At 66.5% G+C, this 14,653-nt stretch carries 11 protein-coding genes and 1 pseudogene; 6 read left to right on the top strand and 6 right to left on the bottom strand.

All coding sequences use genetic code 11. The features are described from left to right. Positions 1 to 105: 105 nt before the first annotated feature. Together GN330_RS15435 and katG are read right to left on the bottom strand one after the other, a co-directional pair. Positions 106 to 1,392, bottom strand: coding sequence for an RsmB/NOP family class I SAM-dependent RNA methyltransferase (locus GN330_RS15435; RefSeq protein WP_156713550.1), 1,287 nt, complete (start codon positions 1,390 to 1,392; stop codon positions 106 to 108). A gap of 215 nt (positions 1,393 to 1,607) precedes the next feature. Then, positions 1,608 to 3,803, bottom strand: coding sequence for a catalase/peroxidase HPI (gene katG, locus GN330_RS15430; RefSeq protein WP_156713549.1), 2,196 nt, complete (start codon positions 3,801 to 3,803; stop codon positions 1,608 to 1,610). A 319-nt stretch (positions 3,804 to 4,122) separates the two neighbouring features. On the opposite strand from katG, the pseudogene GN330_RS15425 reads away from it, so the two are divergent. Next, a pseudogene (locus GN330_RS15425) lies at positions 4,123 to 5,007 on the top strand (hydrogen peroxide-inducible genes activator); the annotation flags it as partial. Positions 5,008 to 5,040: 33 nt separating this feature from the next. Here GN330_RS15425 and GN330_RS15420 read toward each other — a convergent pair. Further along, entirely contained in the window at positions 5,041 to 5,460 is a 420-nt protein-coding gene (locus GN330_RS15420; protein WP_156713548.1) for an MAPEG family protein, read from the bottom strand. A 178-nt stretch (positions 5,461 to 5,638) separates the two neighbouring features. Here GN330_RS15420 and GN330_RS15415 point away from each other — a divergent pair, with 178 nt between their 5' ends. Next, positions 5,639 to 6,091 carry an Rrf2 family transcriptional regulator gene (locus tag GN330_RS15415; protein ID WP_156713547.1) on the top strand — a complete coding sequence of 151 codons (453 nt, stop codon included), beginning with the start codon at positions 5,639 to 5,641 and terminating at the stop codon, positions 6,089 to 6,091. Next, on the top strand, positions 6,084 to 6,998 hold the full coding sequence (locus GN330_RS15410) for an NAD(P)/FAD-dependent oxidoreductase (RefSeq protein WP_156713546.1): 915 nt from the start codon (positions 6,084 to 6,086) through the stop codon (positions 6,996 to 6,998). The genes GN330_RS15415 and GN330_RS15410 overlap by 8 nt, the downstream gene beginning before the upstream one ends. Before the next feature lie 16 nt (positions 6,999 to 7,014). On the opposite strand, the gene guaB is transcribed toward GN330_RS15410, so the two are convergent. Continuing rightward, entirely contained in the window at positions 7,015 to 8,517 is a 1,503-nt protein-coding gene (gene guaB, locus GN330_RS15405; RefSeq protein WP_156713545.1) for an IMP dehydrogenase, read from the bottom strand. 237 nt (positions 8,518 to 8,754) lie between these two features. Between guaB and GN330_RS15400 the strand changes: the two genes are divergently transcribed. The 3 genes from GN330_RS15400 (at position 8,755) to GN330_RS15390 (ending at position 12,476) form a co-directional block, all read left to right on the top strand. Continuing rightward, on the top strand, positions 8,755 to 9,864 hold the full coding sequence (locus tag GN330_RS15400; protein WP_156713544.1) for a YjgN family protein: 1,110 nt from the start codon (positions 8,755 to 8,757) through the stop codon (positions 9,862 to 9,864). Continuing rightward, complete coding sequence (locus GN330_RS15395) at positions 9,854 to 10,930, top strand: M48 family metallopeptidase (RefSeq protein ID WP_246188693.1); 1,077 nt, start codon at positions 9,854 to 9,856, stop codon at positions 10,928 to 10,930. Before GN330_RS15400 ends, GN330_RS15395 begins: the two co-directional genes overlap by 11 nt. A 130-nt stretch (positions 10,931 to 11,060) precedes the next feature. After that, positions 11,061 to 12,476: an MFS transporter gene (locus GN330_RS15390; RefSeq protein WP_156713542.1), complete on the top strand. Its 1,416-nt coding sequence runs from the start codon at positions 11,061 to 11,063 to the stop codon at positions 12,474 to 12,476. Here GN330_RS15390 and GN330_RS15385 read toward each other — a convergent pair whose 3' ends face one another. Both GN330_RS15385 and GN330_RS15380 read right to left on the bottom strand, forming a co-directional pair. Further along, positions 12,477 to 13,181, bottom strand: a complete 705-nt coding sequence (locus GN330_RS15385; RefSeq protein WP_343040719.1) for an RlmE family RNA methyltransferase — start codon at positions 13,179 to 13,181, stop codon at positions 12,477 to 12,479. Continuing rightward, positions 13,178 to 14,554 (bottom strand): Ppx/GppA phosphatase family protein, encoded by a 1,377-nt coding sequence (locus GN330_RS15380; RefSeq protein WP_343040718.1) that lies wholly within the window; start codon positions 14,552 to 14,554, stop codon positions 13,178 to 13,180. The genes GN330_RS15385 and GN330_RS15380 overlap by 4 nt, the downstream gene beginning before the upstream one ends. Positions 14,555 to 14,653 lie beyond the last annotated feature (99 nt).

Here is a 14,653-nt window from a genome sequence, read left to right as displayed (position 1 = left end):
CCCGTTCAACTGTTTGCCGGCTGGTTATTGTCGCAAAGCCGTTGCTGCATTGCAAAGATGAAATGCTGCGACGCAAAAAATCCAGGGTAGCGGCCAGCCGATCCGTCAGACCGCCTTTTGCACCATGGCGAAGAAAAACCCGTCCGTGCCGGTCAGCCGCGGCGACAAAAGCAGGCCCGGATCGGTCGCGCGGCTGCGCGCAACGTGCTCGGCGAAGCGGTCGCGCCAGAGGGCCGCGGCATTGACGGCGGCGAAATCCGCGTTCATTTCCAGAAAATTGCGCACCTGACCCTGATTCTCCTCGGGAAAGACCGAGCAGGTGATGTAGGCGAGACGACCGCCAGGCTTAACGAACCGGCTGGCACGCTGCAGGATGGCGGCCTGCTCGGACAGGCGTACCTCGACCTGACGTCCCGTCAGGCGCCACTTCGCATCAGGACGGCGCCGCCAGGTGCCCGAGCCGCTGCAGGGCGCGTCGACGACCACGAGGTCCATGCGCCCGGCGAGCGGTTCGAGATCGCCCGCGCGCGCGGTCGCCTGCACGTTGCGGCATTCGGCGCGGCGCAGGCGCTCGAAGATCGGGGCTAGCCGCGCCCTTTCGGCGTCGTAAGCGAAAAGCTGACCGCCATTTTCCATCGCCGCCGAAAGCGACAGCGTCTTGCCGCCCGCGCCCGCGCAATAATCGAGCACTTGCATGGCCGTGGTGGCGCCGGCCAGTTCGGCGGTCAGTTGCGAGCCTTCGTCCTGGACCTCGAACCAGCCCTTGCGGAAGCCGGGCTCGGCCTGGACGTTGGGGTGGCGACCGCTGCCGAGAATCGGCGGGATGCGGATGCCGTTCGGGGCGATCCGTGTCGGCCCCGCGCCGCTGCGCTCGATCTCTTGCAGCACGCGCTCGCGGCTTGCGCGCAGCGGGTTGACGCGCAGGTCGAGCGGCGGACGGGACGCAAGCGCGGCCGTCTCCTCGACCCAGTCGGCACCGAACGCGTCCTCGATCAGGGGCACGCACCAGTCGGGGCAGTCGGCCCGCACGGGATCGGGAGCCTGCTCGAGCGTGTTTTCCGCCACCGCCCGCCGTTCCTCGTCGGACAGGGCGGGGGGGGAAAAACCATCCTTGGCCAGTGCGGCATCAATGTCGGCCAGATCCAGACCCCATTCAAGCAGCAGCGCGCCCAGGGCCAGGGCGCGCGAGGCCTCCGATTGGAACAGCCATGCCGCCGAACGGCGCCGGCGCAGCGCGTCGTAGACGATATTGCCGATCGCGCCGCGGTCGCCGGCGCCGGCGAAGCGATGCGACAGGCCCCAATCCTTCAACGCGTCGGCGGCAGGCCGATGGCGCGTGTGGATGTCCTCGATGATTTCGATGGCGGCGGCGAGCCGTCCCCCTAGACGCATTCCGGTGTCCCCGATTTCGGCATACCCGATCACCGAGCGACCTAGACCATCTTGCCCGCCTGGTGAAGAGGTTTCGCTCAAGCTTGCCAATACGCAGACCGAAAAACCGTCTCATCGGACATGCAAAGGGCGCGGCCGTGGCCGCGCCCTTATGGTTCGTTCTCGTTCGCGCAGCCGACCCCGTCGGGAGACGGCGGCGTCGGCGATCTGCCGGATCAAGCGAGCTCGAAACGATCGGCGTTCATCACCTTGTTCCAGGCCGCCACGAAGTCGGTCACGAACTTGCCTTGTGCATCGTTCTGGCCATAAACCTCGGCGAGGGCACGCAACTGGGAATTCGCCCCAAAGACCAGATCGACGCGGGTCGCGGTCCATTTCAGTTCGCCCGTCTTGCGGTCGCGGCCCTCGAACGTGTCCTCGTCCTCGGAAACCGCCTTCCATACCGTGCCCATATCGAGCAGGTTGGCGAAGAAATCGTTGGTCAGCGTTTCGGCGCGCGCGGTGAAGACGCCATGGCTCGACTGGCCGTGATTGGCGCCCAGCACGCGCAGGCCGCCGACGAGAACCGTCATCTCAGGCGCGGTCAGCATCAGCAGTTGGGCCCGGTCGAGCAGCAATTCCTCGGCCGGCACAGTGAACCGCGTCTTGAGATAGTTGCGGAAACCATCGGCAACGGGTTCCAGTACGTCGAAGGACTCCACGTCGGTCTCTGCCTGCGTGGCGTCCGTACGCCCCGGCGAAAAGGCAACCTCCACGTCGTGGCCCGCGGCTTTCGCTGCTTTTTCGACCGCCGCGTTGCCGCCCAGCACGATCAGGTCGGCGAGCGAGACCTTCTTGTTGCCGCTCTGTGCGGCATTGAAGTCGCTCTGAATGCCAGCGAGCGCCTCGAGCACCTTGGCAAGCTGCGTCGGCTGGTTGACCTCCCAGTCCTTCTGCGGTGCCAGGCGGATGCGGGCGCCGTTGGCGCCGCCGCGCTTGTCGGAACCGCGATAGGTCGAGGCCGAAGCCCAGGCGGTCGAGACGAGTTCGGAGATCGAAAGGCCGGAGGCGAGGATCTTGTCCTTCAGCGCAGCAACGTCGGCGGCGTCGATCAGTTGATGCTCGACCGGCGGGATCGGGTCCTGCCACAACAAGTCCTCGCTGGGGACCTCGGGGCCAAGATAGCGCGATTTGGGACCCATGTCGCGATGCGTCAGCTTGAACCAGGCCCGGGCGAAAGCGTCGGCGAATTCGTCCGGGTTCTGGTGGAAGCGCCGTGAAATCGGCTCGTAGATCGGGTCCATGCGCATAGCCATGTCGGCCGTGGTCATCATGGTCGGCACGCGCTTGGAGGGATCGTGGGCGGCTGGGGCGAGATCCTTGTCGGCCACGTCCTTCGGTTTCCACTGCCAGGCGCCGGCGGGGCTCTTGGTCAGCTCCCATTCATAACCGAACAGCATGTCGAAATAGCCGTTGTCCCACTTGATCGGGTCGGGGGTCCAGGCGCCTTCCAGGCCGCTGCCGATCGCATCCCCCCACACACCGGAGCCGAAGCTGCTCTTCCAGCCGAGCCCCATTTCGGCCAGACCGGCCGCCTCCGGCTCGGGCCCGACCAGCGCCGCATCGCCGGCACCGTGGCACTTGCCGAACGTGTGGCCGCCGGCGGTCAGCGCGACGGTCTCCTCGTCGTTCATGGCCATGCGCGCAAAAGTCTCACGGATATCGCGGCCCGAGGCAACCGGGTCGGGTTGGCCGTTCGGACCTTCCGGGTTGACGTAGATCAGACCCATCTGCACGGCGGCGAGCGGGTTTTCGAGATCGCGTTCGCCCGAATAGCGCTTGTCGTCGAGCCAGACGTCCTCCGCGCCCCAATAGATGTCTTCCTCCGGCTCCCAGATATCCTCGCGGCCGCCGGCGAACCCGAACGTCTTGAAGCCCATCGATTCCAGCGCGACGTTGCCGGTGAGGACAAGCAGGTCCGCCCAGGAAATCCTGTTGCCGTATTTCTGCTTGATCGGCCACAGCAGCCTGCGGGCCTTGTCGAGATTCACATTGTCCGGCCAACTGTTGAGCGGGGCAAAGCGCTGCGAACCGGACGAGGAGCCGCCGCGGCCGTCGCCGGTGCGGTAGGTGCCGGCGCTGTGCCAGGCCATGCGGATGAAGAGCGGCCCGTAATGACCGTAATCGGCCGGCCACCAATCCTGGCTGTCGGTCATCAGCGCGTGAAGGTCCTTCTTCACGGCCGCCAGGTCGAGCTTCTTGAACGCCTCGGCATAGTCGAACGCCGGGCCCATCGGGTCGGACAGGGCCGAGTTCTGGTGAAGGATTTTCAGGTTCAACTGGTTGGGCCACCAGTCGCGGTTCGATCTGACACCGACGGAGGTGTGCAGGACCGGGCATTTGCCCGCATTCTCGTCAGTCTTGGCGTCCATCATGTTCTCCGATCCGTTCTTGAACTTTTTCACAGCCCTGGCATTGCGCGCGCAACGTCGAAGCGCTGCCGCACCCTCAAGCGACGCGCGCGGCCCCGGCCCTGCCGCGGGCGGGCGAATTCCTCGGGTCGGGCGCAGGCGCACCCGCCATAATGCCGATAGCCGGACGGTCGATCATCAATTTGGCCTCCCATGCCGACATTTGCGGCGTCGTCGAAACCGCACCGGACCCAGCAGCTTCCGTTGAACAGTTCCAAACTAAGCCGTATTTTTCATAGATACAAATTGCGTTTTCTACTCATTTCGATAATTTCAGATTATGATAAGATTGACCCTGCGCCAGATGGAATATTTCGAGGCTCTGGCAGAAAGCTTGCATTTTGGGCGTGCCGCGGCGCTTGTCGGCATCACGCAGCCCGCACTTTCGGCGCAAATCGCCGAAATGGAGGAAAAGCTCGGCTGCCGGTTGTTCGAGCGCGGCCGCGCCGGCGTGCGGCTGACGGAAGATGCGCGCTCGCTATCGCCACGCTTTGCCGCCGTCTTGTCGGAGGTTCGCGACATCGAGGTTGCGACGCAGAGCGGCCGCCGGCCGATGGAAGGCCGTTTCCGGCTTGGCCTGATCCCAACGGTCGCGCCCTATCTATTGCCGCGCGTGCTGCCTACGCTCCGGCGGCGGTTTCCAGATCTGCGGCTCGAATTGCGCGAGGCGGTGACGGCGACGCTGGTCGCCGAGACGTCGGTCGGCGGCCTCGACGCCTTCATCGCCGCGCTGCCGGTCGAGGCACCGGGCCTGGTGGCCGAGCCGCTGTTCGAGGATCGTTTTTTTCTCGCCGCGCCGGCCAACGACTCGGATTTCATCGCGCCTCCGGTACCGCCGGAAAGCCCGGCCCTGGAAAAGCTGATGCTGCTGGAAGAAGGCCATTGCCTGCGCGAACAGGCTCTTGCGGTGTGCGGCAGCGTCAAGCCGGTGGCGATGGCGAGTTATGGCGCAACCAGCCTGACGACCCTGCTGCAAATGGTCGCCCATGGCCTAGGCGTGACATTGATACCCGAAATGGCAATCGCCGCGGCCGGCCAGACACGCGGCCTCAAAGTCGTGCCGTTCGCGGCGCCCATGCCGGCGCGCACAGTATGCCTTGCGCGGCGCAAGAACAGCGCCAGGGCCGATGAATGCCGGACCCTGGCCACGCTGATACGCGGCATTATCGACACCGCGCCAGAACCCGATCAGGCGAGGTCAGACAAGGCCCAGAAGGTGCAGCGCCAGCCACAGCCACATCACGCCGAGCGCGAGAAAGCCAAGGGTGAAGACCGGCTGGCGGTAGCGGATGCGGTTGGTGGTGACATGGATGACGGCGTGGACAACACGTGAGGCGACGAACAGCCAAGCCAAAGCCACCGCGACCAGTCCCGCGCCACCGGTGACAAAGAGCGCCAGGCAGCCGGAATGGAACAGCATCGGCAGTTCGAACTGATTGGCGAGATTGTTGCGCACGAACTGGCTTTCAGGCGGCTCGACCACGTTCTCGCGGAACTGGGACGGTTTGGCCGACCCTGCCTTCACCGCAGCGTAGCGGCGTCGGGCGATCAGCGCATAGATGCAGTAGACCAGCACGACATGGACGATCATCGGCCAGATGATGGCGGTCTGGTTCATGCGCGGCGCTCCCCTATCATCGCTGGTATCGTGCCAAGCCGATAGCACGTGCGGGTCCGGGGCGCGACAGCCAGGCACGGGATGAATGCAGCCAAACCGCGTGGCCGCGAGGTCAAGTCGGGACCGCCGGCACCTTCCCGGCTTGACATGAGCCTTATCATGTAACATTTAATGATACATGAAACGCGATACACGACTCTCCGCAATGCTTCACCTGTTGCTGCACATGGCGGACACCGACGAGCCGCTCCGTTCGGCAGATCTGGCGCGCTTCATGCGTGGCAACGCGGCTGCGGTGCGTCGCACCATGGCGGGGTTGCGCCAGGCCGGGATCGTCATCTCCGAGAAGGGGCATGGCGGCGGCTGGCACTTGGCCCGCGATCTGGAGGCGATCACGCTCGCCGACATTCATCGCGCGCTTGGCGCGCCGGATTTCTTCGCCTTCGGCAACCGCAACAGCCAACCCAACTGCCTCATCGAACAGACGGTCAACGCCGCGCTGGAAGACACGATGCGGGACGCCGAGCAGCGCATCTTGGAGCGCCTCTCGGCTGTTACGCTCGCCGACATCCTCGCGGATTTCCGTGGCCGATTCGACCAATATCCGGGAAAAGGAGACTTTCATGTTTGACGTCATCATCGTTGGCGGCAGCTATGCCGGCATGTCCGCCGCAATCCCCCTCGCACGCGCGCGCCGCAGCGTCGCGATCGTCGACGCCGGCGAACGCCGCAACCGCTTCGCGCATGCCTCGCACGGCTTTCTCGGCCGCGACGGCCATGCGCCCGACGAGATCGCAGACGAAGCGCGGGCGCAATTGCTCGCCTATCCGACCGTTAGCTGGCTCGATGGTCGCGCCGTGACGGCATCAGGAAAAATCGACGGCTTCGAAATCGCGCTTGACGACGGCAGGCAACTCGCTGGCCGCCGGGTCGTGATCGCCTGCGGCGTCGCGGATATCCTGCCCGAGATTCCGGGTTTGGCTGCGCATTGGGGCATCGGCGCGATGGCCTGCCCCTATTGCCACGGCTACGAGCTCGATCGCGGCCGCATCGGGGTTCTCGCGACGAGCCCGATGGCGCTGCATCAGGCGATGATGCTGCCGGAATGGGGCACCACCACGCTGCTCGCCAACGGCACAGTAGCGCCCGATGCGCACGAATTGGAGGAACTAGAGCGGCGCGGCGTCACTATCGAACCGGTCGCCGTCACCGAGATCGGCGGCGAGGCCGGTGCGCCGGTCGCGATCCTTCGCGACGGGCGGCAACTCGCCTTCGACGGGCTGTTCGTCACGCCGCGCACACGCATCGCCAGCGCCATCCCGGAACAATTGGGCTGCGCATTCAAGGATGCGCCCCTCGGCCCGATAATCGCGACCGACGACCTCAGGCAGACCTCGGTGCCCGGTGTTTTCGCCTGCGGCGATGTCGTCCGACCGGTCGCCTCGGTGGCGCTTGCGGTGGGAGATGGCGCCTTCGCCGGCACCGCCACTCACCGCTCGCTCATCTTCGAGAGCGCCGCCCAACCCCGGGCGGCATGAGCCCGGCGGGCAACCCCTAGCTCATACCCGGATAGTTGGGGCTTTCGCGGGTGATGGTGACGTCGTGGGTATGGCTTTCGCGCAGGCCCGCGCCGGAAATGCGCACGAAGGTCGCGCGGCGGCGAAACTCCTCGAGGTCGCGCGCGCCGACATAACCCATCGCCGCCTTCAACCCGCCGACGAGCTGGTGCAGAACGCCGCCGACCGGTCCCTTATAGGGCACCTGGCCCTCGATCCCCTCCGGCACCAGCTTGAGCGTGTCGCGGACTTCGGCCTGGAAATAGCGGTCGGCCGAGCCGCGCGCCATGGCGCCCACCGAGCCCATGCCGCGATAGGCCTTGAACGAGCGGCCCTGGTGCAGATAGACCTCGCCGGGGCTTTCCTCGGTGCCCGCCAGCAGCGAGCCGACCATGGCCGCGCGCGCGCCGGCGGCCAGCGCCTTGGCGAGATCGCCCGAATATTTGATGCCGCCATCGGCGATCACCGCGACGCCCTGCCTGTCGGCCTCCTCGGCGGCCGCCATGATGGCGGAAAGCTGTGGTACGCCGACGCCGGCCACGATCCGGGTGGTGCAGATCGAGCCCGGCCCGATGCCGATCTTGACCGCATCCGCGCCGGCGTCGATCAGTGCCTTGGTCCCGTCGGCGGTCGCCACATTGCCGGCGACGATGCGCACGGCGTTCGACAGTTTCTTGGCTCGTGCAACCGCATCGAGTACGCGCTGCGAATGGCCGTGCGCGGTGTCGATGACCAGAAGGTCGACGCCGGCGTCGATTAGGCGCTCGGCGCGCTCGAACCCGTCGTCGCCAACGCTGGTCGCGGCCGCGGCCCGCAGCCTGCCCTGGGCGTCCTTGGAGGCGTTCGGGTTGAGCTGCGTCTTTTCGATATCCTTGACCGTGATCAAGCCGATGCAGCGGCCATGCTCGTCGACCACGAGCAGCTTTTCGATACGGCGCTGATGCAAGAGACGCTGGGCCTCCTTCTGATCGACGCCGTCCTTGACCGTCACCAGGTTCTCGTGGGTCATCAGCTCCGAAACCTTCTGGCCCGGATCCGAGGCGAAACGCACGTCGCGGTTGGTGAGGATACCGACCAGCCGTCCGGTCGTGTGGCCGCCGGCACCGCCGTTTTCGACCACCGGAATGCCGGAAATGCCATGCGAGCGCATCAACGCCTGCGCGTCGGCGAGCGTGGCGTCGGGGCCGATGGTGACCGGATTGACCACCATGCCGGATTCGAACTTCTTGACCTGGCGGACCTCCTCGGCCTGTTCGGCGGGAGAAAAATTGCGGTGGATGACGCCGATGCCGCCGGCCTGCGCCATCGCGATGGCGAGCCGCGATTCGGTGACGGTGTCCATGGCCGCCGACAGGATGGGAATATTGAGATCGATGTCGCCGGCAATGCGGGTGCTGACCTCGGTCTGCCCCGGCAGCACGTCCGAATGGCCCGGCTGCAGAAGTACGTCGTCGAAGGTCAGCGCTTCCAGACCGGTCACGCTTTCGATGATTTTCGCCATGGCCATTCCTTGAATGCTGAAACCGGCGCGGCCCCCGTGGCCACACCGACTCGCTGATTTCCCGTTCAGGATTGGCGCTGGCTGGTATCACGTCTGCATGACATTGAAAAGAAGCGCTCATCGCACTGCTGACGATGATCTGAGGCTTGGCACGAAAAGGTTCCGCTTGCCGTGCCGGCCGCAGGGGGCCAAGATTTGAGCCAGGTCAACCGGAGCATTGGCGGGAACGACCGGTCCATGAACGAGACGACACCGACACGTGAAGACGGGGACGTCGACCAGACAATGCGGCGCGAACCGTTCGTCTTCACCGGGACCGCGCGCGAATATTTCGGCATCTGGCTGATCAACGTGCTTTTGACCATCCTGACGCTCGGCATCTATTCGGCCTGGGCAAAGGTGCGCCGCATGCGCTTTTTTCACGGCAGCACATGGCTCGGCGATGCCAGTTTCGAATATCACGCCAGGCCCCGCCAGATCCTGATCGGCCGCATCATCGCGCTGGCGCTGATCGCCACTTACAATCTGGCGCTCTATTTCGCGCCCGGCTTCAGCATCGTCCTAGTGATCGGCTTCTTTCTCGCCCTGCCCTATCTCGTCATGCGCGGACTGCGCTTCCGCGCCCGGGTAACGAGCTACCGCAATGTCCGTTTCGACTTCGAGGGCGGGTATTGGGGCGCCCTGCTCGCCTATGTGGCGGGCGGCGTGCTGACCTGGGGTACGCTGGGCGTGCTTGCGCCCGTCGCCTCGCGCTGGATCTGGAGCTACACGCTCGGCAATCTCACCTATGGCGGCCGGCCGATCGACTGCGACCCGCGTCTGGAGAAACTGTTCGGGCAATGGTGGCTGCCGGCGATCCTGTTTGGCGGCGGCATCGCCTTGTTCCTCGCCGGCTCGGTCGCGCTCGGCTATCTCTACGGCTCCGAGCTCGCCGATATCGTCGGCGGCGGCGGCGGCGTCGGCACGCTGACCGCCGGGGTGCTGGCGCTGATCTATGTCGGCTTCCTGCCGCTGATCGTGCTCTACGTGGTCGTCGGCCTGCTCTACCACGCCGGCTCGCGCAACGCCGCCGTCAGCGAAACCGTCATCGACGGACGCCACGCGCTCGCGTCCACGCTCGGGCGCTGGCGTTATGTCTGGATTTCGATCACCAATCTCATCGCCACGGTGTTCACGCTCGGCCTGCTGCGCCCCTGGGCCGCGGTGCGCATGGCGCGCTATCTCGCCATCTGCACCGCCGTCGACACGGTCGGCGCGCTCGACAGCTATATCGACACGATTACCGATGAAGGGGCCGCGGTCGGCGCGGAATATATGGACGTGGAGGGGCTCGACTTTGGCTTTTGAACCCGCCGTCACCGGCACATGGCACGCCGCGCGCTCGGGGCGCGACATCGCCGCCGAGCTTTTTCTCATCGACGAAGACGACGCCGCCGTGCGCGATACGCAGACCGGCGCGATCCTGGCGCGCGGCACGCGATCGAGCCTCGTCGTCTCGCGGCGCGTCGGGTCGGTGCCGCGGCGTATCGGCTTCCCAGACGACAGCGTGTTCGTCAGCCGCGACAATGACGGCGTCGACCGGTTGCTCGCAGACACCATCGGTCACGGCTCGCGCTGGCTGGTCGAGATCGAGCGTTTTCGGCCGCGCCTGATCGTGCTGGTGGCTGCGGTCGCGCTTCTGGCCGTCGGCGTCTACCGCTTCGCCGTTCCGCTTCTCGTCGAGGCGGCGGTGTTGGCGACACCCGAAATCGTGCCTGAGCTGATGAGCAAGGGCGTGCTCGCCTCGCTCGACGAGACCGTCTTTTCGCAGAGCACGCTGAGCGAGCAACGGCGCGCCGGGATCGCGACCGGCTTTCTTGAACTCGCCGCGTTCGCCCCGCGCGGCGCCGCGCGGTTCAAGCTGCAATTTCGCGACGGCGGATCGATCGGCCCGAACGCCTTCGCGCTGCCCGACGGCACGCTCGTGATCACCGACGAACTCATCGAACTGGCCGGTTCGGACGATGACCTCATTTTCGGCGTGCTCGGGCACGAGATCGGTCATGTCGAGCACGATCACAGCCTGCGCCAGCTTTACCACGCCGCCGGTGTCGTCGGGCTCATCATGGTGATTGGCGGCGATGTCGGCTCCGGCGTGCAGGACCTGTTGGTGCAGGGGACGGCACTGCTGGCGCTGTCCTATTCACGCCACCAGGAGCGCGACGCCGACCGCTACAGCGTCGAGATCATGGCGCGCGCCGGGCGCGACCCGGCCGCGATCGCGCGGTTCTTCGAGCTGATGCGCGCGCGTTTCGGCGATGTCGGCGACGGCGCGATCCTGACCACTCATCCGGCGACCGGCGAACGGATCGAGGAAACCCGGCGCTACGCGGCCGAGATTGCGCAAAACGGAGCCGCGGCCCCGTCAGACTAGGCCTAGGTTCCACCGCCCCGGTCCACGGCCCTGTCCAGGCTCCGGCCATTTTCGGCTTTGGCACAGGACAGCCATGCCCGGACGTGCTACCGCCCGGGCGACGAAGAAGAATCGCAGACAGGACAGCAGTTTGAACCGGACCATTCCGCTGGTGCTCGCGGTCGCCCTGTTCATGGAACAGATGGACTCCACCGTGATCGCGACCTCGCTGCCGGCGATCGCGGCCGATATCGGAACGGATCCGATCGCGCTCAAGCTGGCGCTGACCGCCTATCTGGTTTCGGTCGCGATCTTCATTCCCATCAGCGCCTGGATGGCAGACCGGTTCGGCGCACGGCGCGTCTTCTGCACCGCGATCGGCGTGTTCGTCGCCGGCTCGATCGCCTGCGCCTTTGCCGGATCGCTGTCAGGCTTCGTGCTGGCGCGGTTCCTGCAGGGCATGGGCGGCGCGATGATGACGCCGGTGGCGCGCCTGCTGCTGGTCAGGGCAACACCCCGTGGCAACCTCGTCTCCGCCATGGCCTGGCTGACCGCGCCGGCGCTGATCGGGCCGCTGCTCGGCCCGCCGGTCGGCGGTTTCATCACCACTTTCGTGAGCTGGCACTGGATTTTTTTGATCAACGTGCCGATCGGGCTCGCCGGCATCGTGGCCGCCGCCTTTCTGCTGCCGGAAGCCGAGGGCGAAGGCACGGCGCCGATCGACATGCGCGGCTTCGTTCTGTCCGGACTGGCGGCGGCGGGCATCGTCTTCGGCCTTTCGGTGGTCAGCCTGCCGGCCCTGCCGCCTGTCGTCGGCATGGTCACGCTGGGCGTCGGGCTTGCTGCGACCGGGCTCTATCTCGCGCATGCGCGCCGCGCGCCGCGCCCGATCCTCGATCTCAGCCTGTTCGGCAACGCCACATTCCGCGCCGCGATCACCGGCGGCTCGCTCTTCCGGTTCGGCTCGGGAGCGACGCCGTTCCTGTTGCCGCTGATGTTCCAGCTCGGTTTCGGCATGACACCGTTCGAATCGGGCATGCTGACCTTCACCGCCGCCATCGGCGCCATCGGCATGAAATTCTTTGCCCGGCGCACGCTCAGACGCGGCGGCTTCCGCACCGTGCTCGTCATCGCCGCCCTCGGCGGGGCGCTGATGATCGCCGCGGCCGGCCTGTTCAGCACCGGCACCCCTGTCTGGGTGATCATGGCGGTGCTGATCGCCGCCGGCTTCCTGCGCTCGCTGTTCTTCACCTCCGTCAACGCGCTCGTCTTCGCCGATCTCGACGACGCAAGAGCCGGACAGGCAACCGCGATCGCGGCGGTGACGCAGCAGGTCAGCATCGCGCTCGGCGTCGCGCTGGCCGGCGTCATCCTGGAGGCCGTGACGATGATCTCCGGCCAGCCGCTTCAGGCCGGCGCGTTCCAGATCGCCTTTTTCATCGTCGCGGGAGTCGCCGCCCTGGCGGCATTGCCGTTCTGGAGACTGCATCCGACGGCCGGAAACGCGGTCTCCGGCCACAGGCTGGGCGGCGACAACGCCCGCTCGCAGGTGCTGCCGCCGCGCTGATCAGAGCCGTTCGTCTTGACGTCCCTTGAAACCCTTGGCGAGCAGATAGAGTTCGACCGACTCGTCGCGCGAGGCCGGCGGCTTGACGTGATGCACACTGGCGAAGTTCTGCTTGAGCCGGGTCAGCAGATCGTTTTCGGTCCCGCCCTGGAAGGTCTTGGCCAGAAAATGCCCGCCCGGCCGCAGCACCTGGATGGCGAAATCGGCCGCCACCTCGCACAGATGCATGGTGCGGATATGGTCGGTGCGCTTATGGCCGGTGGTTGGCGCGGCCATGTCCGACAACACCACATCGGGAGCCCCGCCAAGCGCTTCGAGCAGCCGCTCGGGCGCGTCGTCGTCAAGGAAATCCATCTTCAAGAACGACACACCGACGATCGCGTCCATGTCGAGATAGTCGATCGCCACAACGGTAGGCGCAGTCGGATCGGAGCCGATGCGCTGCACCGCCACCTGCGACCAGCCGCCCGGCGCCGCGCCGAGGTCGATGACGCGCGCGCCCGGCTTGAGCAGCTTTTGCCGGTCGTCGATCTCGATCAGCTTGAAGGCGGCGCGCGAGCGGTATCCGTCGGCCTTGGCGCGGTGCACGTAAGGATCGTTCAGGTGCCGCTCCAGCCAGCGCCGCGACGAAGCCTTGAGGCCGCGCTTCTTTTTCACCCGGGCCTTGAGCGCCCGCGCGCCCGGTTTCGGATCTGGTTTCTTCACGAGACGCGGCTCCGTGCGCGGCGGTCGCGGTCCCAGACCCGGTCTTCCGCCATCAGTTCGGTCAAGATGCCCTCGCGCAGGCCGCGATCGGCAACCCGCAGCCGGGTCGCCGGCCAGGTGCGCCGGATCGCCTCCAGGATCGCGCAGCCGGCAAGCACGAGATCGGCGCGGTCCGCGCCGATGCAGGGGTTTTTCACCCGCTCGTCGAACTCCCAGCCAACCAGGGTCGCGACCATGCGGTCGATGTCGGCATCGTTCATCCACAAGCCGTCGACGCGGCGGCGATCGTAGCGCGGCAGCTCCAGAAAAATACCGGCGAGCGTCGTTACCGTGCCGGATGTGCCGAGCAGGTGGAACCCCTCGCCGCCGGCGACTTCTCTCAGGCGGTCGCGGCCGTCGAAGGCGTCGATCATCCCGGCGACGTCGTCGACCATGGCGGCGAATATTTCGGGCGTGACATGGCGGCCGCCGAAGCGTTCGGAGAGCGAGACGACGCCGACCGGCAACGACGTCCAGGACACGATATGGTTGGCGAGCCGGCGGCTGCGCCGGCGGGAAATGTCGATCAGCGCGATTTCTGAGGAGCCGCCGCCAATGTCGAACAGAACGACGCCGCGTGTTTCGCGCTCGACCAGCGAACCGCAGCCCGACACGGCCAGCCGCGCTTCCGTCTCGCGGTCGATGACTTCCAACGCCAGCCCCGTCTCCTCGCGCACCCTGTCGATGAATTCTGCGCCGTTTTCGGCGGCGCGGCAGGCTTCGGTGGCGATCAGGCGTGCGCGCGCGATCTTACGCGCCTCGAGCTTGCCGGCGCACACTTTCAGCGCTTCGAGAGCCCGCGCCATGGCGTCGTCGGCCAGGCGCCCGCTCGCCGTCAGCCCCTCGCCGAGCCGCACGATGCGCGAAAACGCGTCGACGACGCGAAACCGGCCGGGACGGTTGGGAACGGCGACCAGAAGCCGGCAATTATTGGTGCCGAGATCGAGCGCGGCATAGGCCGGCGGCTGAACGAACGGCGCCTGGTGGTGTCGATGCGCCCGCCCCTGCCCGGCGCCGGGGTCCAAAGTCTGCGTCTGACCGTTGACGGCCGGCCGCGCGGGCGCATCCCCCGTCGCGCCGGCCGCATGCGGCGCGGCCGCATTGCCGGCGTCGCGCACATAAAACCTGCGTCCGCTGCGACGCTTCTTACGCCGGCGTTTTTGTGCGTCCTGCGGATTGGCGCCCGGCTTTCCGGCTCCGTCGGCATCGCCGCCATCAGCGCGGTTTTGCGCCCTGGCTCGCGCCGCCTTGCGTTTGCCGCGGCGACGTTTGCCGGGGAAACGGCCGAGAGCCTCCGCGTCCGGCGTCTTGTCGCCGTCCTCGAGGTCCTTCACACATCCGTCCTTCGGGCGCCGCGCAAATCGCGATGGTTGCCGCTGGCGCCGCAATCGTTCAGTTGCCAACAATGTAGCAGCGGCGAGCGCGATCACCAA

This window comes from Nitratireductor arenosus, from assembly GCF_009742725.1.
Taxonomy (GTDB): domain Bacteria; phylum Pseudomonadota; class Alphaproteobacteria; order Rhizobiales; family Rhizobiaceae; genus Mangrovimarina; species Mangrovimarina arenosa.
Note: the sequence above shows the minus strand (reverse complement) of the source record. Positions and strands in the feature narration are given on the sequence as shown.